Source organism: Williamsia sp. SKLECPSW1, from assembly GCF_054332755.1.
Genome location: NZ_JBTGLI010000001.1, coordinates 1,683,111 through 1,705,405, shown reverse-complemented (window position 1 = coordinate 1,705,405; position 22,295 = coordinate 1,683,111). Strand labels below are relative to the sequence as shown.

General features: G+C 69.4%; 24 protein-coding genes. 13 read left to right on the top strand and 11 right to left on the bottom strand.

Annotation, left to right across the window (positions count from 1 at the left end; genetic code table 11):
• Positions 1-50: 50 nt before the first annotated feature.
• Together ACXVUM_RS07750 and ACXVUM_RS07745 are read right to left on the bottom strand one after the other, a co-directional pair.
• The gene (locus ACXVUM_RS07750) at positions 51-734 is read right to left on the bottom strand and encodes a response regulator (RefSeq protein ID WP_458521244.1); all 684 of its coding nucleotides are present in this window, start codon (positions 732-734) and stop codon (positions 51-53) included.
• A gap of 26 nt (positions 735-760) precedes the next feature.
• Positions 761-2,398 carry an ATP-binding protein gene (locus tag ACXVUM_RS07745; RefSeq protein WP_458521243.1) on the bottom strand — a complete coding sequence of 546 codons (1,638 nt, stop codon included), beginning with the start codon at positions 2,396-2,398 and terminating at the stop codon, positions 761-763.
• A 117-nt stretch (positions 2,399-2,515) separates the two neighbouring features.
• On the opposite strand from ACXVUM_RS07745, the gene ACXVUM_RS07740 reads away from it, so the two are divergent.
• The 5 genes from ACXVUM_RS07740 to ACXVUM_RS07720 are packed head-to-tail and all read left to right on the top strand — an operon-like array spanning position 2,516 to position 6,810.
• Positions 2,516-3,484, top strand: coding sequence for a Bug family tripartite tricarboxylate transporter substrate binding protein (locus ACXVUM_RS07740; RefSeq protein ID WP_458521242.1), 969 nt, complete (start codon positions 2,516-2,518; stop codon positions 3,482-3,484).
• Positions 3,481-4,014, top strand: coding sequence for a tripartite tricarboxylate transporter TctB family protein (locus ACXVUM_RS07735; RefSeq protein ID WP_458521241.1), 534 nt, complete (start codon positions 3,481-3,483; stop codon positions 4,012-4,014). Before ACXVUM_RS07740 ends, ACXVUM_RS07735 begins: the two co-directional genes overlap by 4 nt.
• Positions 4,014-5,543 (top strand): tripartite tricarboxylate transporter permease, encoded by a 1,530-nt coding sequence (locus ACXVUM_RS07730; RefSeq protein ID WP_458521240.1) that lies wholly within the window; start codon positions 4,014-4,016, stop codon positions 5,541-5,543. The genes ACXVUM_RS07735 and ACXVUM_RS07730 overlap by 1 nt, the downstream gene beginning before the upstream one ends.
• Complete coding sequence (locus tag ACXVUM_RS07725) at positions 5,540-5,935, top strand: universal stress protein (protein ID WP_458521239.1); 396 nt, start codon at positions 5,540-5,542, stop codon at positions 5,933-5,935. Before ACXVUM_RS07730 ends, ACXVUM_RS07725 begins: the two co-directional genes overlap by 4 nt.
• A 26-nt stretch (positions 5,936-5,961) precedes the next feature.
• Positions 5,962-6,810 carry a DUF1206 domain-containing protein gene (locus ACXVUM_RS07720; RefSeq protein WP_458521238.1) on the top strand — a complete coding sequence of 283 codons (849 nt, stop codon included), beginning with the start codon at positions 5,962-5,964 and terminating at the stop codon, positions 6,808-6,810.
• A 4-nt stretch (positions 6,811-6,814) separates the two neighbouring features.
• Here the strand turns inward: ACXVUM_RS07720 and ACXVUM_RS07715 are convergent, their stop codons facing one another.
• Positions 6,815-8,062 carry a lipase family protein gene (locus ACXVUM_RS07715; protein ID WP_458522818.1) on the bottom strand — a complete coding sequence of 416 codons (1,248 nt, stop codon included), beginning with the start codon at positions 8,060-8,062 and terminating at the stop codon, positions 6,815-6,817.
• A gap of 84 nt (positions 8,063-8,146) precedes the next feature.
• The gene (dinB, locus tag ACXVUM_RS07710; protein WP_458521237.1) at positions 8,147-9,403 is read right to left on the bottom strand and encodes a DNA polymerase IV; all 1,257 of its coding nucleotides are present in this window, start codon (positions 9,401-9,403) and stop codon (positions 8,147-8,149) included.
• Between the two features lie 100 nt (positions 9,404-9,503).
• Here dinB and ACXVUM_RS07705 point away from each other — a divergent pair, with 100 nt between their 5' ends.
• From ACXVUM_RS07705 to ACXVUM_RS07695, 3 genes are all read left to right on the top strand, one after another.
• Positions 9,504-10,319: an LLM class F420-dependent oxidoreductase gene (locus tag ACXVUM_RS07705; RefSeq protein WP_458521236.1), complete on the top strand. Its 816-nt coding sequence runs from the start codon at positions 9,504-9,506 to the stop codon at positions 10,317-10,319.
• Complete coding sequence (locus ACXVUM_RS07700; protein ID WP_458521235.1) at positions 10,316-10,729, top strand: thiol-disulfide oxidoreductase DCC family protein; 414 nt, start codon at positions 10,316-10,318, stop codon at positions 10,727-10,729. Before ACXVUM_RS07705 ends, ACXVUM_RS07700 begins: the two co-directional genes overlap by 4 nt.
• A gap of 100 nt (positions 10,730-10,829) precedes the next feature.
• Positions 10,830-12,911 carry a PhoX family protein gene (locus tag ACXVUM_RS07695; RefSeq protein ID WP_458521234.1) on the top strand — a complete coding sequence of 694 codons (2,082 nt, stop codon included), beginning with the start codon at positions 10,830-10,832 and terminating at the stop codon, positions 12,909-12,911.
• Positions 12,912-12,923: 12 nt separating this feature from the next.
• Here the strand turns inward: ACXVUM_RS07695 and ACXVUM_RS07690 are convergent, their stop codons facing one another.
• Genes ACXVUM_RS07690 through ACXVUM_RS07680 form a run of 3 tightly spaced genes read right to left on the bottom strand, consistent with a single transcriptional unit; the run spans position 12,924 to position 15,636 of the window.
• Positions 12,924-13,238 carry a hypothetical protein gene (locus tag ACXVUM_RS07690; RefSeq protein ID WP_458521233.1) on the bottom strand — a complete coding sequence of 105 codons (315 nt, stop codon included), beginning with the start codon at positions 13,236-13,238 and terminating at the stop codon, positions 12,924-12,926.
• Positions 13,239-13,297: 59 nt separating this feature from the next.
• Positions 13,298-14,314: a hemolysin family protein gene (locus tag ACXVUM_RS07685; protein WP_458521232.1), complete on the bottom strand. Its 1,017-nt coding sequence runs from the start codon at positions 14,312-14,314 to the stop codon at positions 13,298-13,300.
• Positions 14,311-15,636, bottom strand: a complete 1,326-nt coding sequence (locus tag ACXVUM_RS07680; protein ID WP_458522817.1) for a hemolysin family protein — start codon at positions 15,634-15,636, stop codon at positions 14,311-14,313. Before ACXVUM_RS07680 ends, ACXVUM_RS07685 begins: the two co-directional genes overlap by 4 nt.
• Before the next feature lie 135 nt (positions 15,637-15,771).
• Here ACXVUM_RS07680 and ACXVUM_RS07675 point away from each other — a divergent pair, with 135 nt between their 5' ends.
• Positions 15,772-16,257 carry a DUF421 domain-containing protein gene (locus ACXVUM_RS07675; protein ID WP_458521231.1) on the top strand — a complete coding sequence of 162 codons (486 nt, stop codon included), beginning with the start codon at positions 15,772-15,774 and terminating at the stop codon, positions 16,255-16,257.
• On the opposite strand, the gene ACXVUM_RS07670 is transcribed toward ACXVUM_RS07675, so the two are convergent.
• Together ACXVUM_RS07670 and ggh are read right to left on the bottom strand one after the other, a co-directional pair.
• Positions 16,251-16,532, bottom strand: a complete 282-nt coding sequence (locus tag ACXVUM_RS07670) for a YrhK family protein (RefSeq protein WP_458521230.1) — start codon at positions 16,530-16,532, stop codon at positions 16,251-16,253. The genes ACXVUM_RS07675 and ACXVUM_RS07670 overlap by 7 nt on opposite strands.
• 42 nt (positions 16,533-16,574) lie before the next feature.
• On the bottom strand, positions 16,575-17,915 hold the full coding sequence (gene ggh, locus ACXVUM_RS07665; RefSeq protein ID WP_458521229.1) for a glucosylglycerate hydrolase: 1,341 nt from the start codon (positions 17,913-17,915) through the stop codon (positions 16,575-16,577).
• A 163-nt stretch (positions 17,916-18,078) separates the two neighbouring features.
• Between ggh and ACXVUM_RS07660 the strand changes: the two genes are divergently transcribed.
• Positions 18,079-18,339, top strand: a complete 261-nt coding sequence (locus ACXVUM_RS07660) for a hypothetical protein (protein WP_458521228.1) — start codon at positions 18,079-18,081, stop codon at positions 18,337-18,339.
• A 66-nt stretch (positions 18,340-18,405) separates the two neighbouring features.
• Complete coding sequence (locus ACXVUM_RS07655; RefSeq protein WP_458521227.1) at positions 18,406-19,563, top strand: EAL domain-containing protein; 1,158 nt, start codon at positions 18,406-18,408, stop codon at positions 19,561-19,563.
• A 20-nt stretch (positions 19,564-19,583) separates the two neighbouring features.
• Here the strand turns inward: ACXVUM_RS07655 and ACXVUM_RS07650 are convergent, their stop codons facing one another.
• Complete coding sequence (locus ACXVUM_RS07650) at positions 19,584-19,739, bottom strand: hypothetical protein (protein ID WP_458521226.1); 156 nt, start codon at positions 19,737-19,739, stop codon at positions 19,584-19,586.
• A gap of 436 nt (positions 19,740-20,175) precedes the next feature.
• On the opposite strand from ACXVUM_RS07650, the gene ACXVUM_RS07645 reads away from it, so the two are divergent.
• Both ACXVUM_RS07645 and ACXVUM_RS07640 read left to right on the top strand, forming a co-directional pair.
• The gene (locus tag ACXVUM_RS07645; protein ID WP_458521225.1) at positions 20,176-20,868 is read left to right on the top strand and encodes a YceI family protein; all 693 of its coding nucleotides are present in this window, start codon (positions 20,176-20,178) and stop codon (positions 20,866-20,868) included.
• A gap of 42 nt (positions 20,869-20,910) precedes the next feature.
• A complete protein-coding gene (locus tag ACXVUM_RS07640; RefSeq protein WP_458521224.1) occupies positions 20,911-21,588 on the top strand; it encodes an SDR family oxidoreductase in 678 nt (225 codons plus the stop codon).
• A gap of 38 nt (positions 21,589-21,626) precedes the next feature.
• Here ACXVUM_RS07640 and ACXVUM_RS07635 read toward each other — a convergent pair whose 3' ends face one another.
• Positions 21,627-22,286, bottom strand: a complete 660-nt coding sequence (locus ACXVUM_RS07635; RefSeq protein ID WP_458521223.1) for a TMEM175 family protein — start codon at positions 22,284-22,286, stop codon at positions 21,627-21,629.
• Between the last annotated feature and the right edge of the window lie 9 nt (positions 22,287-22,295).

The window sequence follows — 22,295 nt, the reverse complement described above, 5'->3', positions numbered from 1 at the left end:
GGGCCCGTCACCTCTCCGGAGGTGGCGGGCCCTCGTCGTCTCTCGGGCGGTCAGAGTCGGCGGTAGCGACGCTCGGGTCGACCGGCCCGCCCGTACTGCAACCGCACGGCAAGTACACCGGCGCCGAGGTAGTGCTCGAGGTATCGCCGCGCACTGACCCGCGAGATGCCGATCGACGCGGAACACTCCGACGCCGACAGCTCGTCGCCCGCGGCCATCGCGTCGAGGATGAGCGCACCGGTCTCCGGCGAGAGCCCCTTCGGGAACCGGGCCGCAGGTGCGGGCCTGGGCGGCGACGCCGGCCCGGCAGCCGCACCGAACAGCGAGTCCACCAACGACTGGTCGGCCTGTCCGTGGTCCAGGGCCGTCGTCCGTGCCGTGAACGCCTCCAGCTTGTCCCGCAACTGGGGGTACTCGAACGGCTTGATGAGATAGTCCGCCGCGCCACCGCTCAACGCGCCGGCGACGGTGTCGACCTCGCGGGCGGCGGTGATCATGATGACCCCCACCGGATTCCCCCCGGCGCGCACCGAACGCAGCAGTTCCACCCCGGACGCATCGGGCAGGTGCACGTCCAGGAGGACGAGGTCGGGTCGAAGCGTCGCGATCGCCGCCCGCGCCTCCGCTGCCGTGTGCGCCACTCCGACCGTGGTGAACCCGTCGGTGGCGTCGACGAACCGCCGGTGGATGTCGGCCACCATGAAGTCGTCGTCGACCACCAACACCGTGGGCATCTGATCCTCCTGCCGTATCGGCGACGCTAGACGAGCGGGATGTGGACGCGGAAGCACGCACCGCCGGTGTCGGCGTCGTCGATGGTCGCCGTCCCTCCGTGCTGCACGCTCACCAGCCGCACCAGGGCCAGCCCGATGCCGCGCCCACCGGGGGCGTCGCCCTTCGAGGTGACGCCGCGCGAGAAGACGAGTTCCCGCATCCCCGGCGGGACGCCCGGGCCGGAGTCGGTCACCTCCACGCGCAGTCCCGGCTCCGCATCCGACGACGCGTCGTCGCGGACCAGCACCGTGATGGACCGCGACCCGTGGTCTCGCGAGACGTCGAGGGCGTTGTCGACGAGATTGCCGAGGACCGTGATCACGTCGGTCGACAGCGCCGGGTCGAGCGCATGCAGATGGGAGGTCGGGTCGAGGGTGAGTCGCACCCCGGTCTCCGCGGCGAGGGACGTCTTCGCGATGAGCAACGCCGCGACCGCCGGGTCGCCGATGTGGGCGGTGATGGATTCACTGATCTCCGCGCGGCGGCGGGTGAGGGTCCCCACGAATGTCGTGACGTCGTCGTACGCACCGAGCTGCGCGAGCCCCGAGATGGTGTGCAGCTGGTTGGCGAACTCGTGGGTCTGGGCGCGCAGGGTGTCGGTGACGCTCTTGTGCGAGGTCAGCTGGCTCTGCATCGACGCCAACTCGGTGCTGTCGCGCATCGTGGTGACCGTGCCGATGTGTTGCCCGCGGCTCTCGGCTCGTCGGCTGGTCGCGCTGCGACGGTTGAGGGCCAGCACACGTGTCGACGTCGTGACGACGACGTCCTCCACGTCGCCCGGCGACAGCAGGATCTCGCGCACGCCGGCGTCCATACCCGAGTCGACGACGTCGGTGCCGACCACACCGGGGTCGAGATCGAGGAGGGCGCAGGCGCTGTCGTTGATCATCGTGATGCGACCGTCGTTGCCGACGGCGATGACGCCCTCGGCGATGCTGTGCAACAACGCCTCCCGGTGATCGGCGAGGCCCGCGATCTCCGCGGTCTCCATCCCGAGCGTGTGGCGGCGGATGCGGCGCGACAGCAGCCACGACCCGACCGCACCGACCCCGGCGCCGATCCCCAGGTAGATCAGGAGCCGAGCGCCCGCGTCGGACAGCAGCATCCACGTCGACGGGTAGTTCTCCGACACCGTCACCACCGCGAGCACCCGACCGTCGGTGTCGAGGATCGGGATGTGGCCGGCGATGGAGCGTCGACCGTCGATGTCGACGTCACCCGACCATCCGCGCCCGCGCAGGACATCGCTGTCACCGAGGTCGGCGGTCCCCCGGAGCCGCGTCGGATCGGTCGAGACCATGATGCGGCGATCGGGGGAGACGATCTCGGCCACCGTCGCACCGGACAGCGCGACCGCCTTCTCGACGTCCGGTGCGAGCACCTGTTCGACCAGGGGCGCGCCGAGCTGCTCGCGCACGATCGGTGTGGAGGCAAGACTCTCGGCGACCGACAGCATCCGGCCGCCGGCGATGTCGCGGAACTCCTTGGTGGACTGGTGGATGGAGATCGCCGCGACGGCACCGAGCACGACCGCGACCACCAGGAGCTGCAGCACGAGGAACTGTCCGGCCAGCGAGCGACGACGGCGGCCGGGACGTCCCGCCCGCCGATCGTGTCCGTGCACTCGTGACCACAAAGAACACAACTTCCGTTGACTCCGCAAACGTGACGTGACTCACTGCGGACCTCATGATTGACCTCGATCACAGTCTCACACCTGTACCGGACGAATCGAGGACCGATGCGCACACGGCTGGCCGCCATCGTCGCGTTGATGATGCTGTTGGCATCCTGCGGCGTGACGCGCGGCGACGACGGGGACGGTCTGCATCGTCTCCGCATGATGGTCCCGAACAGCCCCGGCGGCGGGTACGACCTCACCGCACGCACCGCGGTGAAGATCATGGAGGACTCCGACATCACCGGTCGGGTGGAGGTCTTCAACGTGATCGGCGCGGGTGGCACGGTCGCGATGGCCCGTCTGATGAACGAGTCCGGCAACAACGACCTCATGATGATGATGGGCCTCGGGGTCGTCGGCGCCACCTACACCAACGGCTCGAAGGCGCGCGTCTCCGGCGCCACCCCGCTGGCGAAGATGGTGGAGGAGCCCGAAGGCATTCTCGTACCCGCGGATTCGCCGTACAAGAACGTCGGCGACTTCGTCCGCGCGTGGAAGGCGAACCCGGGGTCGGTCACGATCGGCGGCGGTTCGTCACCCGGCGGCCCCGACCACCTCTTCCCGATGGAGACCGCCGAGACCGTCGGCGTCGACCCCACCGAGGTCAACTACATCTCCTACGACGGCGGCGGAGACCTGCTGACGGCGTTGCTGGGCAACAAGATCGCCGCGGGCACCTCCGGACTCGGTGAGTACGTCGACCAGATCGAGGCCGGCCAGGTCCGCGTGCTCGCGGTCTCGGGGTCGGAGCGGGTGGCCGGCGTCGACGCCCCCACCCTGCGCGAGGCGGGCATCGATCTCGAGTTCACCAACTGGCGCGGGGTCCTCGCACCACCGGGCCTGTCCGACAAGGCCCGTGAGGCGATGGTCACCGCCCTGACCGAACTGCACGCGACCACCGAATGGAGTGAGGCGATGACGAAGAACGGATGGACCGACGCGTTCCAGACGGGTCCGGCGTTCGCGCAGTTCCTGCGCGACCAGGACGAGCGGGTCCAGTCGACGCTGACCGGACTGGGGCTGGTGTGACCGCCACCCTGGACCGGCCGGACGGTCCCGAGGAGACGCAGGAGCAGGGACCCGACTGGGCCCAGCTGATCGTGTGCGGCGTGATGGTCGTGGTCGGGGTGTTCCTCATCGTCGACGCCATGCGGCTGAGCGCCGAGTTCGCGAAGGTCGACCCCGTGGGCCCGAAGATGTTCCCCCTCGTCGTCGGCATCGGGCTGCTGATCTGTTCGCTGCTGCTCGCCGTCGCCACCTGGCGCGGGAGTCGGGGCATCCCCGACGACGGTGAGGACATCGACATCTCGGCCCCCGTCGACTGGCGGACGGTCGGGTTCCTGGTCCTGCTCTTCGTCGCCACCGTCGCCCTCGTCGACACCCTCGGGTGGGTCATCGTGGGAGCCCTGCTCTTCGGTGGCGCGGCCACGATCCTGGGCAACCCCCACTGGGTCCGCAATCTCGCGATCGGGCTCGGCCTGTCGCTCACCAGCTTCTACGCGTTCTACGTCGGACTCGGGATCCCGCTGTCCGCAGGCATTCTGGACGGGATCCTCTGATGGACAACCTGAACTGGTTGATGACCGGTTTCGCCGAGGCGGCGACGCCGATGAACCTGCTCTACGCCTGCATCGGCGTGCTCCTGGGCACCGCCGTCGGCGTGCTCCCGGGCATCGGCCCGGCGATGACGGTCGCGCTGCTCCTGCCGATCACCTACAACGTCAGCCCCAGTGCCGCGTTCATCATGTTCGCGGGCATCTACTACGGCGGCATGTACGGCGGGTCGACGACGTCGATCCTGCTCAACACCCCCGGCGAGTCGTCGTCGGTGATCACCGCCATCGAGGGCAACAAGATGGCGCGGGCCGGACGGGCGGCGCAGGCGTTGGCCACCGCGGCCATCGGGTCGTTCGTCGCCGGGTCCATCGGCACCATGCTGTTGGTGTTGTTCGCGCCGATCGTGTCCGGCTTCGCGGTCTCCCTGGGTGCACCGTCCTACCTGGCGATCATGCTGCTGGCGCTGGTCGCGGTCACCGCCGTTCTCGGCAGCTCGAAACTGCGCGGCTGCATCTCGCTGCTGCTGGGCCTGGCGATCGGCCTGGTGGGCATCGACTTCCTCACCGGTCAGCCCCGTGCGACCTTCGGGATCCCGCAGCTCTCCGACGGCATCGACATCGTCGTGATCGCCGTCGCGGTCTTCGCCCTCGGCGAGGCCCTGTGGGTCGCGGCGCACCTGCGCCGCAAGCCGGCCGAGGTGATCCCGGTCGGGCGTCCGTGGATGGGCAAGAGCGACTGGAAGCGCTCGTGGAAGCCGTGGCTGCGCGGCACCGCCTACGGCTTCCCGTTCGGCGCCCTCCCCGCCGGCGGCGCCGAGCTGCCGACGTTCCTCTCGTACATCACCGAGAAGAAGCTCAGCAAGCACCCCGAGGAGTTCGGCAAGGGCGCCATCGAGGGTGTCGCCGGACCGGAGGCCGCGAACAACGCCTCCGCCGCAGGCACTCTGGTGCCCATGCTGTCGCTGGGGTTGCCGACCAACGCCACCGCGGCGGTCATGCTCACCGCGTTCGTCTCCTACGGGATCCAGCCCGGCCCCACCCTGTTCGACAAGGAGCCGCTGCTGATCTGGACCCTCATCGCCAGCCTGTTCATCGGCAACTTCCTGCTGCTCGCGCTGAACCTGCCGCTGGCCCCGCTGTGGGCGAAGCTGCTGCGGACGCCGCGGCCGTACCTCTACGCCGGGATCCTGTTCTTCGCCGTGCTGGGCGCCTACGCGGTGAACCTGCAGTGGCTCGACCTCGCCCTGCTGCTGGTGTTCGGTCTCCTGGGGCTCATGATGCGACGGTTCGGACTGCCGGTGCTGCCACTCATCATCGGTGTCATCCTCGGGCCGCGGATCGAGCGTCAGCTCCGACAGACGTTGCAGCTCAACGAGGGTGACTGGGGTGGGATCTTCACCGAACCCATCGCCGTGGTCGTCTACGCCATCATCGTGATCCTCCTCGTCGCACCCCTGTTCGCCCGATTCATCCGCCCGCGCACCGCGCCGGCCGTCGACAGCGCCCCCACGCGCGAGAAGGAGAACGCATGATCGTCGTCGGCTACACCCCGGACGTCTACGGCCGGGCTGCGTTGCAGCACGCCATCTCCGAGGCACGGGTGCGAGCGACCGGACTACGCGTCGTCAACGCGACGACGGGCGACGCCCTCGCGGATCCGCGGTTCGCCGACACCGGCGAGGTCGACCATCTCGAGGCGACACTCGCGTCCTCGGGTGTGCGATACGAGGTCCAGCAGGACATCGCGGTGCAGCCCGTCGACGCACTCCTCGACGCCATGGACACCGACGAGGCCGATCTGCTCGTCATCGGCATCCGACACCGTTCGCCCGTCGGGAAACTGCTCATGGGCAGCACCGCCCAGCAGCTGCTGCTCGACTGCCCGAAGCCCGTCCTCGCGGTGAAGCCGGACACGTCGACCTGATCGCAGGCGTCGTGAGACGGTGAGGGATGACCGGCGACAGGGATCCAGGCCCCGACCAGAGCGGTCCGATCGCCTCCGCCGTCGATCGGGCGACCGACCAGTCGTGGTTCGAGGCGGCCGCGCGCGGCGGTCACGTGGTCAGCGGCATCGTGCATGTGCTGATCGCCTACGTGATCGTCCGGATCGCGTTCGGCGACGGTGGGAACGCCGACCAGTCGGGTGCGCTGGGCACCGTCGCGGGCACCACCGGCGGCACGATCGCGCTGGTCGCCGGGACGGTCGCCTTCGTCGCCATGGCGTTGTGGCGTCTGGCCGAGACGGCCATCGGCGTGCACGCGACCGAGCCCGACGACCCCGACGACGGTGGTCCGTCGGCTCTGCTCGATCGGGGGAAGGCCCTGAGTCTGGCGGTCATCTACTTCGCGTTCGCCTGGACGGCGGGCCGCTTCGCACTCGGCGACCGATCCTCGAGCGGCCGGCAGAACGCCGACATGAGCGCTCGCCTGATGTCGTCGGACCTCGGCACCGGGGTGCTCGTGATCGTCGGCGTGATCGTGGCGTGCGTCGGCGGATACCACGTGTACAAGGGCGCATCACGGAGCTTCATGAACGACCTGACCATCACCGACAACGCCGCGGTGCGCGTCACCGGCGTCGTCGGCTACATCGCCAAGGGCCTCGTGCTCGCCGGCGCCGGCGTGCTGCTGATCGTGGCCGCGCTCCACACCGACCCGTCGCGGGCGACCGGTCTCGACGGCGCCATCAAGACGCTGGGTACCGCGCCCGCCGGGCACACCCTGCTCCTCGTCGCGGCGTTCGGTGTCGCCACCTACGGTGTCTACGCCTTCGTCATGGCACGCTTCGCGCGCATGTGAGCGATCAGTTGGTGGCGTTGAACCGGTCGTAGAGGAACTGCGACGCCGGGAGTGTGCTGAACAGGTACGGCAGCGCGTGGTTCACGGCCAGCTTCGGGAAGATCGGTGGGGTCCCGTCGTTGACGACGGTCACCTGAGCACCCTTCGCCCGCCAGCTGCGCACCATCTCGAGCACCTGCCCGTGCGGGATGATGTCGTCGTTGATCCCGGTGTCGACCAGGACCGGCGCGTTCGGCTTCATCGTCCCGATCAGCTGGTCCGCCAACGCCTTCTGGATCTGCGGGTACTTCTGCGAGATCTGGTACAGCGACTGGTGCGAGGTGGTCCACTCGTTCGTGCGGTGGAAGCCGTACCGGAACGCGGTGTCCCCGATGCAGGAGTTCGCGAGCTGCTTCAGCGCCGCCTTGCCCGCCGGGCTCGCCTCCTTCTGGATCAGCGGACCCAGCTCGGGGTAGCGCGCGACGAGACCGTTCACCGTGTAGCCGATGACACCGGCGATCGACGAACCGTCGACGGCCTGCATCACCTTTCCGAGGTCCGCGGGGGGAGCGCCGGCGTAGGTGCCCTTGATGTTCAGTTCCGGCGCGTAGGTGGACGCCATCTCGGCCGCCGAGGCGGTGGCCCCGCCGCCCTGCGAGTAACCCCAGAACCCGATCGGAGATCCGGCGGGGAGCTTGCCCAGGCTGAGGGCGGCCCGCGCACCGTCGAGGACGGCGTGACCTTCTTCGACACGGTTCACGTAGGTGTGGACGCCGGGTGTGCCCATGCCGATGTAGTCGGTCATCAGGATCCGGTAGCCCTGGTACAGGAGGATGTTCGCGAACAACTCCTCGTAGTTCGCCCCCAGGGTGAGGTTCTTCGTGTCGATGCCGACCGGGAAGGACAGCAACTTCGACGGGGCGCACTGGTCGCCCTGGCCGATGGTTCCCGGCGCCATCACGATCGTCGGACGCGGACCGCGACCGCGCCACGGCGCGAACGGCTCGATGTAGGTGCCCGTGACGGCGGTGGGCGAGCCGTCCTGCAGCCGCGACGTGTACATCACCGTCTGAGCCGCACCCGGGAACGGGCGCGGGTTGCCCGGGATCTGCAAGAAGATCGACACCGGACGTGTCTTGACGATCGCGCCCTGCGCAGACGGCAGCTGCGCCGGCGGCGTGTAGAACGCATCGCCCGGCGCGGCCTGGGCGGGTGCCGCCCCGACGACGACCGCGGTCGCTGCCGCGACGGCGACACTGGTGACGAGTGTCATGACCCCACGAAATGACTTCACGTCGGTCACTGTAAGCCACGCCACAACCCACTGGACACCCGGACGGCTACCTGTCCAGTTCGGTCAGTCCGGCAACAGCGGCGTGTCGTCGGGTTCGCGACGGCCTACGAGGGCACCACGAGTCACCGATCCTGCCCCGAACCGTGAGCGCAGGTCGTCGAGGGTGGCGTCGAGGGTGCCCGTGTCCATCGCCACTCGACCGCCGCTGACCTGCGCCGACGATCCCTTCTCCTGCTCACGGAACGGCAGCGACAGCTGATACGGATCGGCGTCGGCGAGGTTCGAGAGCGCGACACCGACCAACGTGCACCCCCGCTCGGCGATCAGCGGTGCCGCGTCGGCGAGAAGCCGTCGGGCCGCCGACAGCACCAGATCGGTGGAGTCGGTCGCGTCGTCGAACGAGTGCGATCGCGACGCCCGGGTGAAGTCGTCGAACCGGAGCCGGAGGACGACGGTGCGGCAGACGCGGTCGGCCCGACGCAGTCGCCGACCGAGCTTGTCGACGATCCCGAGGACCGTCGCCTCGAGATCGGCGAGAGCGTGCGGCCCCCGCCCCACCGCGCGCTGCGCACCGATCGAGCGGTGCCGTCGGCCGGTGGTGACGCGACGGGGGTCGCGCGCCAGCGAGAGGTCGTGCAGGTGCGCGGCGGCACCGCGGCCGAGCATCGTCGCCAGCGTCGCCTCACCGGCGTCGGCGATGTCGCCGACGGTGTCGATGCCGTGTGCGTGGAGTGTCGCCGCGGTGACCTTCCCGACGCCCCAGAGTCGCTCGACGGGGAGGGGATGCAGGAACGCGAGCTCGCCGTGCGGCGGGACCTCGAGCAGTCCGTCGGGCTTGGCGACCGCGCTGGCCACCTTGGCCAGGAACTTCGTCCGCGCGATGCCCACGGTGATCGGCAACCCGACCTCGGCGGCGACCCGCTCCCGCAGGGTCCGCGCGATCTCGACCGGGGATCCTCGGATCCGCCGGAGGCCGGTGACGTCCAGGAACGCCTCGTCGACGGAGATGCCCTCCACGAGCGGGGTGGTGTCGTGGAAGATCGCGAACACGGCGCGACTGGCCTCGGTGTACGCCGCGAAGCGAGGTGGCACTGCGATCACGTGCGGACAGAGGCGCCGCGCCGCGCTCCCGCCCATCGGGGTGGAGATGCCGAACGCCTTCGCCTCGTAGCTCGCCGCGAGGACGACGCCCCCGCCGACGACGACCGGGCGGCCTCGCAGTGCGGGGTCGTCGCGTTGCTCGACCGAGGCGTAGAACGAGTCCAGGTCGGCGTGGAGGATCGACGGCCGTCCCGGCCCCACGACGCCGTCGGTGCTCACCTGCGCATGGTCGCACCCGCCACCGACAGTCGCGACGATCCGCGGGACCCGACGGAGTCGGCCTGTGGCCAAGACCCCTGCGCGCGGGTTAACTGTGTCCATGGCGAAAGACGTTCGCATCGGTGTCCAGATCCAACCCCAACACGCGCCCGACTACGGACTGATCCGCGACGCGGTGCGCCGCGCGGAGGACGCCGGCGTGGACGTCGCGTTCAACTGGGATCACTTCTATCCGCTCTACGGCGATCCCGACGGCGCCCACTTCGAGTGCTGGACGATGCTCGGTGCCTGGGCCGAGCAGACCTCCCGCATCGAGATCGGTGCCCTGGTGACCTGCAACAGCTACCGCAACCCCGAACTCCTCGCCGACATGGCCCGCACCGTCGACCACATCTCGGGCGGCCGTCTCATCCTGGGCATCGGGTCGGGCTGGTTCGAGAAGGACTACGACCAGTACGGGTACGAGTTCGGTACGGCCGGTTCACGTCTGAACGACCTGGGCGCCGCCCTGCCGCGCATCGTCGACCGCTGGGGGAAGCTGAATCCCGCGCCGACCCGCAAGATCCCCGTGTTGATCGGCGGCGGCGGAGAGAAGAAGACCCTGCGGTATGTCGCCGAGTACGCCGACACCTGGCACTACTTCGTCGATCCCGACTCCTACCGCCACAAGTCGTCGGTCCTCGAGGCGCACTGCGCGGACGTCGGCCGCGACCCGGGCGAGATCGAGCACTCGGCCGGCGTCGAGTTCACCCCGGGCGACGCCGCCTCCGGCGATGCGCTCACGGATCTCGTCGGCCGGGCCGAGCAGTTGCACTCCGAGGGCGTCACGTTCTTCACCGTCGGCGTGACCGGCCCCGAGTACGACCTCACCGGCGTCGAGGAACTCTGCCGCTGGCGCGACTCGATCTCGGGGTGAGCGCATCCCCGTCGGGACCGGGTGTCCTCTTCTTCGACGGCCACTGCGGGATGTGCACGCGGTCGCGTGACCTGCTGGAGCGGATGAACCGTACCGGCGACGTGCGGCTGGAACCGTTGCAACGGCCCGATTGCGTCGAGCGTCTGTCCGAGGCCCTGGGTCGCCGCCTCGCCGACGAGGAACTGATGGCGTCGATCTGGTGGCTCGGCGACGACGGCCGGGTGTGTGCCGCCGCGGAGGCCGCAGCCGTCGCCGCGAGCGTCGCCACCGGTGTCCCGGTGCCGCGCTGGCTGTACCGCCTGCCCGGCGCGCGCCCGTTGTCGGAATCTGCCTATCGCTGGGTCGCCGACAACCGGGGGCGCTTCCCGGGGACCACGCCCTACTGCGACCGCGAGCCCTCGAACTGCTGACCGGCGTCTTTGCCTCGCGTTTACTCGGTGCTGGGGGCAGCTTTACCTGTCGCACGTAGCTTTCGCGGGTCACCTGCCGTCCCCAGCCCTGGAGAAGTGCGTGGTCCGCATCCCGCTGCCCCTGTCCACCCGTGCCCCGTCCGCGCCCGGCTCGTCGTCGCGTGCGCACGTCACGTGCAAGTACAAGTGCGGTGAGGCCTGTTGGAAGCAGCCCGGCAACACCAGCGACAACGCCTACTTCGGCGACGTCGTCCGGGCGGCCGTGTCGCGGCGCTCGCTCCTCAAGGGCAGCGCCACCGCCGCCGTGGGTGTGGGTGCCGTGTCGCTGCTCGCTGCCTGCGGTGACGACGGTGGCGCGACATCCGCACCGTCGACGCCGCCTGTCACCGGGACCGGGACGGGGACCGGCATGGACTTCACGGCGGTCGCCCCCAACACCCGCGACGCCGTCGTCGTCCCCGACGGCTACGAGCAGTCGGTGGTGATCCGATGGGGTGATCCGGTCGTCCCCGGTGCGCCGCGCTTCGACATGGCCGCGCAGACACCGGAGGCCCAGGAGAAGCAGTTCGGCTTCAACAACGACTTCGCCGGCCTCATCCCGATCGACGGGCAGGCGGATCGCTTCTACCTCGTGTGCAACCAGGAGTACACGACGGAGGAGTTCATGTTCACCGACTACCGGCCCAAGGACCCGACCGAGAACCAGGCACGCGTCTCGATGGCCGCCCACGGGATCACCGTCGTCGAGGTGAAGACCGAGTCGGGATCCGGGAAGCTGGCACCTGTTGTCGGTGAACGCAATCGGCGCATCACCGCGTCGACCCCGTTCACACTGACCGGGCCGGCGGCCGGCAGCGAGTTCGTGCGGACGGCCGCAGATCCCGCGGGCACCCGCATCCTCGGGACCATCGCCAACTGCTCGGGCGGACTCACCCCGTGGGGAACCATGCTCTCCGGTGAGGAGAACTTCCCCAACTACTTCAGCGGCGTCTCCGCGGTCACCGATCCGACCACCAAGGATCGCCTCGACCGCTACAGCTTCGACGACGAGGCCGACTACCACCAGTGGGGGCGCTTCGAGGAACGATTCGACCTCTCACGGAACCCGAACGAGGCCAACCGCTTCGGGTACGTCGTCGAGGTCGATCCGCACGACCCGACGTCGACCCCGATCAAGCACTCGTCGTTGGGACGTACCAAGCACGAGTCGGCCACGATCCACGTCACCGACGACGGCACCGTCGTCGCCTACTCCGGTGACGACGAGCGCTTCGAGTACATCTACAAGTTCGTCTCGTCCCGGAAGATCCAGCAGGGCACGAGCGCGGCCGCGATGCGCAGCAATCTCAGGATCCTCGACGAGGGCACGCTCTACGTCGCCGTGCTCACCGGCGACAGCCCGCAGCAGATCGACGGATCCGGGAAGCTCCCCAGTGACGGCTCGTTCGCCGGGACCGGACGGTGGATCCCGCTGCTGACCGTCGACGAGTCCGGCGAGTCCACGTCGAGGGTCGACGGCATGTCGCCTGCCGAGGTCGCGGTGTTCACCCGCGTCGCCGCCGACAAGGCCGGTGCCACGAAGATGGACCGCCCCGAGGACATCGAGCCGCACCCGAGGACGGGCAAGGTCTATTGCGCGCTGACCAACAACTCCAAGCGCGGCACCAGCGGAAAGGCCCCCGCAGACGAGGCGAATCCCCGCAACGAGAACAAGAACGGGCAGATCCTCGAGCTCACCGACGACCACGCCGGCACCGAGTTCACCTGGGATCTCCTGCTGGTCTGCGGTGACCCCGCCGAGGCCGACACCTACTTCGGCGGCTTCGACAAGACGAAGGTGAGCCCCATCTCCTGCCCCGACAACGTCGCGTTCGACCCGCACGGGAACCTGTGGATCTCCACCGACGGCAACGCGCTGGGGAGCAACGACGGGCTGTTCGCCGTCGCCCTCGACGGGCCGAACCGTGGAGAGACCAAACAGTTCCTGACCGTCCCGAAGGGCGCGGAGACATGCGGTCCGATCATCGGTTCCGAGCGGGTTCTCGTGTGCGTCCAGCACCCCGGTGAGACCGACGACGCCAGCGCCGACAACCCCACGTCGAACTGGCCCGACGGCGGGAACAGCCAGCCGCGACCGTCGGTGGTCGCCGTGTGGAAGAAGGACGGGTCCATCGGCGTCTGACCGTCACCACGCTCAGAAGCAGAACTCCCCCGGCCGCAGGATCGTCTCCGCGACCACCGCAACAGCGCAGGCGAGGGCGATCACGCCTGCGACGACGGCCGGCACGGATCGCCTCCATGCGGCGACGGCCACGAACGGGCTCACCCAGACGGCGACCGTCACGGCCACCCACATCACGCCACCCGGGTCGGCACGGAGTTCGCCGCCGTCACAACTGGTGTCGGACGAGACGAACGCGCCGATCGCCAGGAACGGCATGGCGAGTGCGGTCCACGCAGCGGCGGCGACGAGAGTCGACACCACTCGCACCGCCTGCCGCCTGGTCATGACCGCCAGCCTGCCGCGTCCCGCGGGCGGGCGAATCGGGGGAACTACTCAGTGAGCCCTCAGACGGGGACGTCGGTGGTGCCCCGCAGGATCCGATCGGCGACGTCGGTGACGGTGACGACCCCGAGCGTGCGGTCGTCGTCGATCACGACGGCGAGGTGGGTGCGGTCGGTGCGCATGGTGTGCAGCAGGTCGCCGAGGTGCTCCTGCGGGGCGACCCGCACCACCGGGCGCATCAGGTCGCGCGCCGTCGTGTCGGCGGCGACGACGGCGTCACGCGCGTGCACCATCCCGACGGGTGCGCTTCCCGACCGCACGAGAAGGCGCAGGTGGCCGGATCGGGCGGCCACCGCGCGGATCTCCGCCGGCGTCGCGTCGACATCGACCTGAGCCGGTCCGGTGTCCCGATCGCCGAGGACGTCGGCGACCGTGAGTTGCTCGAGATCCAGTGCACCGAGCAGTCGGTCGCGATACTCCGCGTCGAGGGCGCCGGTCGCCCCGGAGTGCTCCACCAGGTGGCGGAGCGCCGCCGGGTCCTGACCGGTCGACGTCTCGTCGACCGGCTCGACGCCGACGCGGCGCAGGAACCAGTTCGCGATGCTGTTGAGCGACAACAACACCGGGCGGGTGACGATGAGGAACGCCCGCATGGGCAGTGCCAGCAGGATGGCCGACCTCTCCGGGTGGGCGATGGCCCACGACTTCGGCGCCATCTCACCGACGACGAGGTGCAGGAACGTCACCACGATCAACGCCAGGACGAACCCCGCCACGTCGGCCACCCAGGCGGGTGCGCCCCAGCCCGCGATCAGTGGCGTCAACGCATAGTGCACAGCGGGTTTCGTGATCGCGCCGAGCGCGAGTGTGCACACGGTGATGCCGAGTTGGGCACCGGCGAGCAGCACCGACAGGTCCGTCGCGCTGCGGACGGCGGCCCGCGCCGAGCGGCTCGTCGCGGCCTCCTCGGCCAGCCGATGGGTCCGTGCGGCGATGAGCGCGAACTCGACGGCCACGAAGAACGCACTCGCCGCGATCAGTACGACGCTGACGAGGAGGACCACCCACGGATTGCTCATCGCAGGGCCTCCGCATCGACGCGCAGGTCGACGTCGACGACCGCGGGGACCCTCCGACGCACCTCGCGCACGGTGAGCGCCAGTCGGTGCCGGGGGAGGTCGTCGGTGCGCGCCGCCTCGGTGGGGTCGGGCTCGAGGTCGACGATCACCGTCTCGTCGGGTACCGGGAAGCGGTGCAGCGTACCCAGGATCGCGCCGGCGACGGTCTGGTGGTCGCCCGCGGGCAGCTTGTGGCCGACGAGCCTCTCGAGTTCGTCGACGGCGAGGTCGCCGCGCACCGTCCACGACGGCTCGGCCGTCGACCGCAGGGCGGTCACGACCACGTCGTGCTCGTCGGCGATCTCGCCGAGGAGTTCCTCGGCGATGTCCTCCCGGGTCAGGATGCCCGCGAAGCCGCCGTACTCGTCGATGACGGTGACCATCTGGACGCGACGGGACTCCATCTCCGTCACCACCTCCGAGAGCGGCAGAGACGTCGGTACCGCCACCGCGGGTCGTGCGATGTCCGCGGCGACGCCGGAGACGGCGTCGTCGAGGAGGTCGTGCAGGGAGACGATGCCGCGGAGGTCGTCGTGGTCGGATCCGAGGACGGGGTAGCGGGTGTGGCCGGTGGCCATGCGTGCCCGCACCTCCGACACCGGCATGTCCGCCGCGACGACGTCGACGCGCGGTCGCGGCACCATCGCGTGGTCCGCTGTGCGCGTGGGGAAGTCGAGGATGCGGTCGAGCAGCGTCGACGTGTCGTCGCCGAGCTCGCCGGTCGCGCGGGACGCCGCGACGATATGGGTCAGGTCACGCGGTGTGGCCGAGTGCTCGACGTCGTGGACGGGTTCGATCCCGAGGGCCTTGAGCAACGCGTTCGACGACTGGTCGAACAGCCAGATGAGCCAACCGAACAGCGACAGGTAGACCGTCGTCGAACGGGCCAACCAGCGTGCGACGGGTTCGGGCCGGGCGATGGCGAGGTTCTTGGGCACGAGTTCACCGAAGACCATCTGCACCCCGGTGGACACCACGACCGCGACGAGGGTGCCGATCGCGACACCGACCGCCGTCCCGATCCCGATCCCGCCGAGCAGTTCCCCGACACCCTGTCCGATGAGGGGTTCGGCGACGTACCCGACCAACAGACCGGTGACCGTGATGCCCAGCTGGGCACCGGAGAGCATGAAAGACGTGCGACGTGTGACCGTCAGGGCACGCGCCGATGCACCGTCGCCCGCCGCCGCGGCGGCGCCGAGCCGCGAGCGGTCGGCCGCCATGTACGCGAACTCCTGGGCGACGAAGTACCCCGTGAACGCGGTGATGACGACGACCACCATCAGGCCGAGCAGGATCTCGAGGACGATCACGAGGGTCGGACTCCGGGCACGCAGGTGTACATGACCTGCTGACGAACACACGAAGGTAAAAGTTCCTTTACCCTCGATCCGTCAGATCCGGGTATGACCGAAGTCATGACCTCACTCGTACACCAGCTCGTCGGCGACGCAGGCCGACTCGTGCCCACGGCCGTCAAGACGGTCCTGCTGTTCGCGACCGCTGCGATCGCCCTCCGTCTCTCCGAACGCCGGACCATCGCCGAGTTCGCGCCCTACGACTGGGCGGCAGCCGTCGCCATCGGCGCCATCGTCGGACGCAGCGCCACCGCGGCGGACACGTCCTGGCTCGTGGGTTCGGTGGCGCTCGTCGCCCTGCTGACCGCGCACGCGGCCCTCACCCGCGCGCGTTTCATCCCTGGGGTGGCGCGCCTCATCGATCCCCCGATCCGGGTGCTCGTGGAGCACGGGCACGTGAATCGGCGGGCGACACGACGCGCCGGATTGACCGAGGCCGACCTCGACGGCATCCTCCGCCGCCACGGACACTCGTCGGCCGCCACGGTGCGGTGGGCGATCGTCGAGTCCAAGGGCGCCGTGACCGTGATCGGCGAGGATCAGTAGTCGTCGTCGCTGTCGGTCGGGGTCGCAGCGCTGCGGATCCGTTGGATGTGAAAGCGCCGACTGAGGCGGATGGCCGGGCGGACGAGGAACTGGATGCTGCCGATGAGGAAGAACCACGTCGCCGCGAACGTGGTCGACTCCCAGAAGAACAGCACGCTGCCGATGACGAACCAGACGGCGATGAGGAAGTCGTTGGCGATGCTCGCCGCCTCCCACCTCTGGCGAACGATCAGCTCGTCGTGCCCGATACGGAGGGTGAGGTCTCTGTCACTCATCCCTCGAGTGTGGCGCATCCCCGGCGGCGCGGGCGGGTGGTGTCAGTCGAGCCAGTCGAGGACGGCGGCCGCGGTCCAGCTCTGCTGCATGCTGCCGAGGGGCTCCCCGGTGAACGGTTCGAAGTACTCCGCGAACGACCCGTCGCGCGCCTGACGCAGTCCCTCGTCCCGCAGCCGGACCGCACGTTCGGGCCATCCGCGGCGGGCGAACGCCCAGGAGAACAACCAGGTCATGACCGGCCACACCGGGCCGCGCCAGTACTCGCGCGACCGGAAGTCCGGCGAGATCGGCGACGTCGACGGCGGGACCACATAGCGCAGGTCGGGGTGACCGCAGAACCGCGGACCGTCGAAGACCCGCATCAGGGTCCGCTCGCGATCCCGGGGCAGACCACCGCACAGCAGGGGCGCGAACGCGGCGATGGTCTCCGTGGTGATCCACCGGCCGGCACGCAGGTCGAAGTCACGCGCCATCCCGTTGCGCTCGGAGCTCGCCGCCACGACCCCGGCGCGGAAACGGTCCGACCACGCGCGCAGATCGCGGACATCGGACCGTGGCTTCGCGTAGTCCTCGCCGATCGCGGCCAGGACGTCACAGGCCACCGCGAAGATCGCGCTGACGAACACGTCCTCGACCGCGAAGTCCATCACCGACGGCAGAACCGCGTCGTCGTAGTGGGCGCGTTTCATCTGTTCGACGAGCCACAGGTACCGGTCGTACTCGGCGTCGCTCGGGCGCATCGTCAGGTCGTCGACGTGGTCGAGATCCGCGCGACGGTACGGCGGTAGGTCGTCACCCACCGTCACGTTCGCGTAGGCCGCATCCCATCGCGGCGAGTTGTCCATGCCGGACTCCCAGCCGTGGAACAGCGTGATCCGCCCGCGCCCCTGGGGGTCTCGCGCATCGGCCAACCACCGGTGCCACCGCACGAGGTTCCCCCAACGGCGGTCGATGAACTCGTCGGCGGCCTGGCGTGTGGTCCGCCCGCGTCGGCGGGAGTGGTCGAGGATGCGCTGCACCGCGATCGCGTGCACCGGCGGCTGGGTGATCCCCGAGGTGTCGACGAAGGTGGGGGCGTGCGCCGCGAGCCTCGCCGTCTCCCAGCGCGCCGGTCCCGGGAAGTACCCGTCGCGACCGTTGGCGAAGACGATGTGCGGGATCATCCCGTTGCTCCACTGGGCGGAGAGCAGCGTGTCCATCTCGATGACCGCGCGCTCCACCGACAACGGCGCCAGCCCGACGGCCACGAACGCGGCGTCCCAGCTCCACATGTGCGGGTACAGCTTGGGCGCCGCACTGGTCATCGTGCCCAGGTCGTTACCCCGCAGCAGGTAGGCCGCACGGGCCGCCAGTTGCGTTGAGGTGAAACCCGCGTTCGGCACGCCGCCATCCTGCCCCCGGCGTACCGTTCGCGCTCGTCAGGGGTGTGGCCACGCCGATCGCGAATCACAGATCTGCGTTATCGGACCGTTACTCTCGACACGATCGGGCGGCTGTTGTCGTCGTGCCTGTCGATCACGCGTTCGGGTGCCTACCGTCGAAGACATGACCGAGATGAAGTCGATCGCCGACCACGTCGCACACGGCGAGTCGCTGGCCGAGACGGCCGACGCACTCGGCCTCACCGAGGACGAGGTGTCCCGCTGGGCGGACGAGATGATGGTGATCCTCAAGGTGCAGACGCTGCCCGCGCTCGTGGATCAGCTGCGTCACATGCAGTATGGGGAGCCGACCACACAGCCGTGGGATCGTTCGATGTTCACCTCGACGCGCGAGGTGGACGAAGCCGTCGACTCGGTGGCGTGAGGCGTCACCGGTTCTCAGTCGCCACCGAGGGCGAGCCACGCAAGATCTCGTGATCGAGAGGGTGTCATGCAGTTCGCGCCGGTACGGCGGCTCTCCGACGGAGCCCTCGCTGCCGCGGAGTTGCGTCTGCGCGGAACGCAACACACCCGGATAGGACGCACCGAGGATCTGCTCCGTGCCGCGGCCCTGATGAGTCAGCATGTGGCCGGTCTCGGCCGGTCCGGCGGCACCGTCACCGCCGTCGACGTCGCCGACGCGATCCCGCTGCTCGTGTCCATCGACATGGACATCACCTCGTCGTTCACCGACGACGACCTGAACCCGATCAGCAAGGTCGTGGTGTGCGTCTCGCCCGACGACGTGATCGCCCACCCGCACCGCTGCCTCGCGACCATCGCCGACGCCCGGATGCACGGGCGACTCATCTGTGTCGACGACATGGGGTCGACGGAGAACGCGTTGGCGATGCTCCCCCTCATCGAGCCGGACATCATCATCACGCCGCCCGAGTTGCTCGATCGGATGACCGAGCCGGAGATGGCCGACCTCGCCAACGCGCTGCAGGCCTACGTCGAGCGCAGCCATGCGGTGATCGTCGCCGAGGGTGTCGACTCCGAGGACCGGCGCGAACGCGCGCTCACCGTCGGCGCGACGTACGGCGCTGGCGCCCTCTACCCGGCGGTCGCCGATCCGGTCGGCTTCCTGCACGAGGTCGTCGTGCCCCTCCCGGAGACCCCGGTCTGGAACACCCCGAGGACCGAACTGCAGACCCCCTACGCCATCGCCTCGCAGGGCGTGCGACCGCGGCGCGGGACGAAGCAGTTGCTCATCGAGATGAGCAAGTCGCTGGAGGCGCAGGCGGCCGGCGTCGGGCACTCGATGATCGTGATCGGCACGTTCCAGCACAAGCGCCACTTCACGACGGAGACCTCCAAGCGCTGGCATCTGCTTTCGGAGGCAACGGGTTTCGCCGGTGTGTACGGCGTGGGCCTCGCCGACCGCATCGAGGGGAAGATCCAGCACGCCCCGCTGGAGCCGGAGGACGACCTGGTCAACGAGTGGACCGTCGCCGTGCTCGGTCCCCACTACTCGGCCCTGCTCTCGGCCCGCGACCTGCACGACAACGGCCCCGATCTCGACCGGACCTTCGACTTCGTCCAGAGCTTCGACCGGGTCACCGTCACCCAGGCCGTCAACAGCATCCTGTCGCGCTTCACCGGCTGAAGGGGCGTTCCGCGGAACGCTCAGGCGACGAGCACTTCTGACTGCTGCCGCCGCCAGGCCCAGGCGGCGTGCAGCACCTCGGTGGTGTAGCCGAGGTAGAGCTTCCCGCCGTTGATCGTGGACAGACCATCAGTAGGAATTCGTCGGTCGGGCGTCCATCCGGAGGGCGCCGCCATAGGTGGTGCATCGGGTAGCAGCGATCCATCGGGGGCATGAAAAGTGAAGAGTTGGTGCCGCCGTCGCGCCAGAACGTCACGTGGTGGGCGTGCAGATGGCGGGTGCGTCCGCAGCCGGGATGACGGCACCCACGGTCGCGCCGGAACACGACCTGCAGGAGACGCCGGGTCGGGAGACGCCGCCTGCGTTCCCAGCGCAGAGCCACGCCGCGGTTGCCGCGCCTGTCGACCACCATCGCTCAGCTCATCCGGGGCGGTGTCGTCGAACACTGACACGACTCTCCCTCCCGAGATGTGCCGTCACCGTAACAGATGCACACCGACAATTGCGGCGCTGCCGGACGGTTCCTCGAGCGTTCCGCGGAACGCTCGGGAATCACCCGAAACGGACATTCGTCGGTACCCTCGGTGGCTCACCGGACCGGGAGGGCATCGGATGCGCAGGAAGCTGCTGTGGGCGGCGGGGATCGTCGTGATCGCGGTGGTGGCCGTCGCCGCGGGCCCATGGGTCTACACGAACTGGATCGTCGACGACGCAGACGCCGAACTCGCGCTGCCGTCGCAGACGCGCGCAGCCACCGTCGACGTCAACGGGACCTGGGGCGTCGTCGCCGGCCCCGCCGCCGAGGACCGGCGGACGCAGGCGGGCTACCGCGTCGACGAGGTTCTCCGCGGCGAGAACATCACCGTCAACGGGCGCACCCAGCAGGTGACGGGCACGGTCGAGGTCGTCGACGACCAGCTGACCGAGGGCACCGTCGTCGTCGACGTGGCATCGATCCGGAGTCCGGATTCGGCCCGCGACAACCGCTTCCGCGGCGAGCGGATCATGGACACGTCCCAGTTCCCGACAGCCACCTTCCGTGTCACCGAACCGGTGGACCTCTCGGGCGTCCCGGCGAGCGGAGCGCCCGCGACGATCCGCACCGTCGGGACGATGGAGATCAAGGGACGCGACCGGCCCGTGACCACCGATCTGCAGGTCGTCCGGTCGGGCGAATCGGTGATCGTGCAGGGCTCGGTGCCGGTCCGCTGGTCCGACCACGGCGTCGACGCCCCGAACCTCGGTTTCGTGCAGGTCGAGGACACGGGGACGATCGAGTTCCTGGTGAACCTCGCCCGACGCTAGGCGTACGCCGGGGCCGTCCACCGCGTCGGTACTGTCGCGGACATGCCCACCGCACTCGTCACCGGCGCATCCCGCGGGCTCGGCGCCGCGATCGCCCGCGCGCTCGCCCCCACCCACGACCTGCTGCTCGGAGGCCGCCCGAGCGCCGAACTGGACGCGCTCGCAGCAGATCTCGACGGCGCGTCGACGTGGCCGGTCGAACTGACCGACCACGAGGAGATGGAGGCGGCGACCGAGGCGATCACCTCGCTGGACCTGCTGGTGCACAACGCCGGCGTCGGGTCGATCGGCCCGGTCGAGGACACCTACGCCGACGAGTACCGCGCGATGATGGAGGTCAACTTCATCGCCGTCGCCGAGCTGACCCGGCAACTGCTGCCCGCCCTCCGTGAGGCACGGGGTCACGTCGTCATCATCAACTCCGGCGCCGGTCGGGACGCCAAACCGGGATGGAGCGCCTACGCGGCCAGCAAGTTCGCGGTGCGCGCCTTCGCCGACGCCCTCCGCCAGGAGGAACGCGACCTGAGGGTGACGTCGGTCTATCCCGGTCGTATCGACACCGACATGCAGCGCGACATCGTCGCGATGGAGGGCGACGACTACGACGGCAGTCGGTTCCTGCGCGTCGAATCCGTCGCCGCCGCAGTCCTGTCCGCGGTCACCACCCCGGCGGACGCGCACCCCACCGACATCGTGCTGCGGCCGACCGGTCGCGGCTGACCGGTCGCGGCTGACGGGGACCCGGAACCGCCGGGACCTCACCGGGTCTCAGTCGCTCGCGTCGCCACCTTGTCGCTGCGTCGCTGGAGGAGATCTGATCCCCAGCCGGCGGGTACGAGCAGGAGAAGCCACCACACGCCCGAGTCCGGCACGGCGATCGTGCCTACGAGAGCGGCGATGAGTGCGCCGAAGGTGAGCCAGCTGTTCGCGGGATGCAGGTCGTGGTGAGAAGTGGCCGTACGCAGAGACCTGTTCCGGATGACGAGCGCCTCCATGAGCGCGAACATGAGGCTGGCGACCGCGATGGTGCCGACGTACAGGGCGTTCGCCGGTGAGCTCTGAGCCGCCGCGGCGAGCATGTTCGACGCGACCGGGAGGAACACGATGCCGGCGATCCAGAGCAGGTTCACCCGCATAAGCGCCGGGGAACAGGCGCTCACCTGCTCGAACAGGCGGTGGTGCATCATCCACATTCGGGCGATGACCGCGAAGCTCACGACGAAGGCGATCATCGTGCCCCGATTGTCGTCGAGCAACTGCCACACGTGGCCGGGTCGTGCCCCGGACACCGCGTCGACCAGGGGGAGCAACAGGAGGGTCATCGCGATCGCGACGGTCGCGTCGGAGAAGTTGACGAGTCGGTCCAGGCCACGGGACGTACCGGACTCCTCTGTCGCCGACCGCATCATTCGAGTCATCAGGGATTC

Excerpts from the sequence above, each read along its gene's own strand:
- ACXVUM_RS07750 (WP_458521244.1), bottom strand. The coding sequence starts at position 734 with ATGCCCACGGTGTTGGTGGTCGACGACGACTTCATGGTGGCCGACATC.
- ACXVUM_RS07740 (WP_458521242.1), top strand. The coding sequence starts at position 2,516 with ATGCGCACACGGCTGGCCGCCATCGTCGCGTTGATGATGCTGTTGGCA.
- ACXVUM_RS07730 (WP_458521240.1), top strand. The coding sequence starts at position 4,014 with ATGGACAACCTGAACTGGTTGATGACCGGTTTCGCCGAGGCGGCGACG.
- ACXVUM_RS07725 (WP_458521239.1), top strand. The coding sequence starts at position 5,540 with ATGATCGTCGTCGGCTACACCCCGGACGTCTACGGCCGGGCTGCGTTG.
- ACXVUM_RS07720 (WP_458521238.1), top strand. The coding sequence starts at position 5,962 with ATGACCGGCGACAGGGATCCAGGCCCCGACCAGAGCGGTCCGATCGCC.
- ACXVUM_RS07715 (WP_458522818.1), bottom strand. The coding sequence starts at position 8,062 with ATGACACTCGTCACCAGTGTCGCCGTCGCGGCAGCGACCGCGGTCGTC.
- ACXVUM_RS07705 (WP_458521236.1), top strand. The coding sequence starts at position 9,504 with ATGGCGAAAGACGTTCGCATCGGTGTCCAGATCCAACCCCAACACGCG.
- ACXVUM_RS07690 (WP_458521233.1), bottom strand. The coding sequence starts at position 13,238 with ATGACCAGGCGGCAGGCGGTGCGAGTGGTGTCGACTCTCGTCGCCGCC.
- ACXVUM_RS07685 (WP_458521232.1), bottom strand. The coding sequence starts at position 14,314 with ATGAGCAATCCGTGGGTGGTCCTCCTCGTCAGCGTCGTACTGATCGCG.
- ACXVUM_RS07680 (WP_458522817.1), bottom strand. The coding sequence starts at position 15,636 with ATGGTGGTCGTCGTCATCACCGCGTTCACGGGGTACTTCGTCGCCCAG.
- ACXVUM_RS07675 (WP_458521231.1), top strand. The coding sequence starts at position 15,772 with ATGACCTCACTCGTACACCAGCTCGTCGGCGACGCAGGCCGACTCGTG.
- ACXVUM_RS07670 (WP_458521230.1), bottom strand. The coding sequence starts at position 16,532 with ATGAGTGACAGAGACCTCACCCTCCGTATCGGGCACGACGAGCTGATC.
- ACXVUM_RS07660 (WP_458521228.1), top strand. The coding sequence starts at position 18,079 with ATGACCGAGATGAAGTCGATCGCCGACCACGTCGCACACGGCGAGTCG.
- ACXVUM_RS07655 (WP_458521227.1), top strand. The coding sequence starts at position 18,406 with ATGCAGTTCGCGCCGGTACGGCGGCTCTCCGACGGAGCCCTCGCTGCC.
- ACXVUM_RS07650 (WP_458521226.1), bottom strand. The coding sequence starts at position 19,739 with ATGGCGGCGCCCTCCGGATGGACGCCCGACCGACGAATTCCTACTGAT.
- ACXVUM_RS07645 (WP_458521225.1), top strand. The coding sequence starts at position 20,176 with ATGCGCAGGAAGCTGCTGTGGGCGGCGGGGATCGTCGTGATCGCGGTG.
- ACXVUM_RS07640 (WP_458521224.1), top strand. The coding sequence starts at position 20,911 with ATGCCCACCGCACTCGTCACCGGCGCATCCCGCGGGCTCGGCGCCGCG.
- ACXVUM_RS07635 (WP_458521223.1), bottom strand. The coding sequence starts at position 22,286 with ATGACTCGAATGATGCGGTCGGCGACAGAGGAGTCCGGTACGTCCCGT.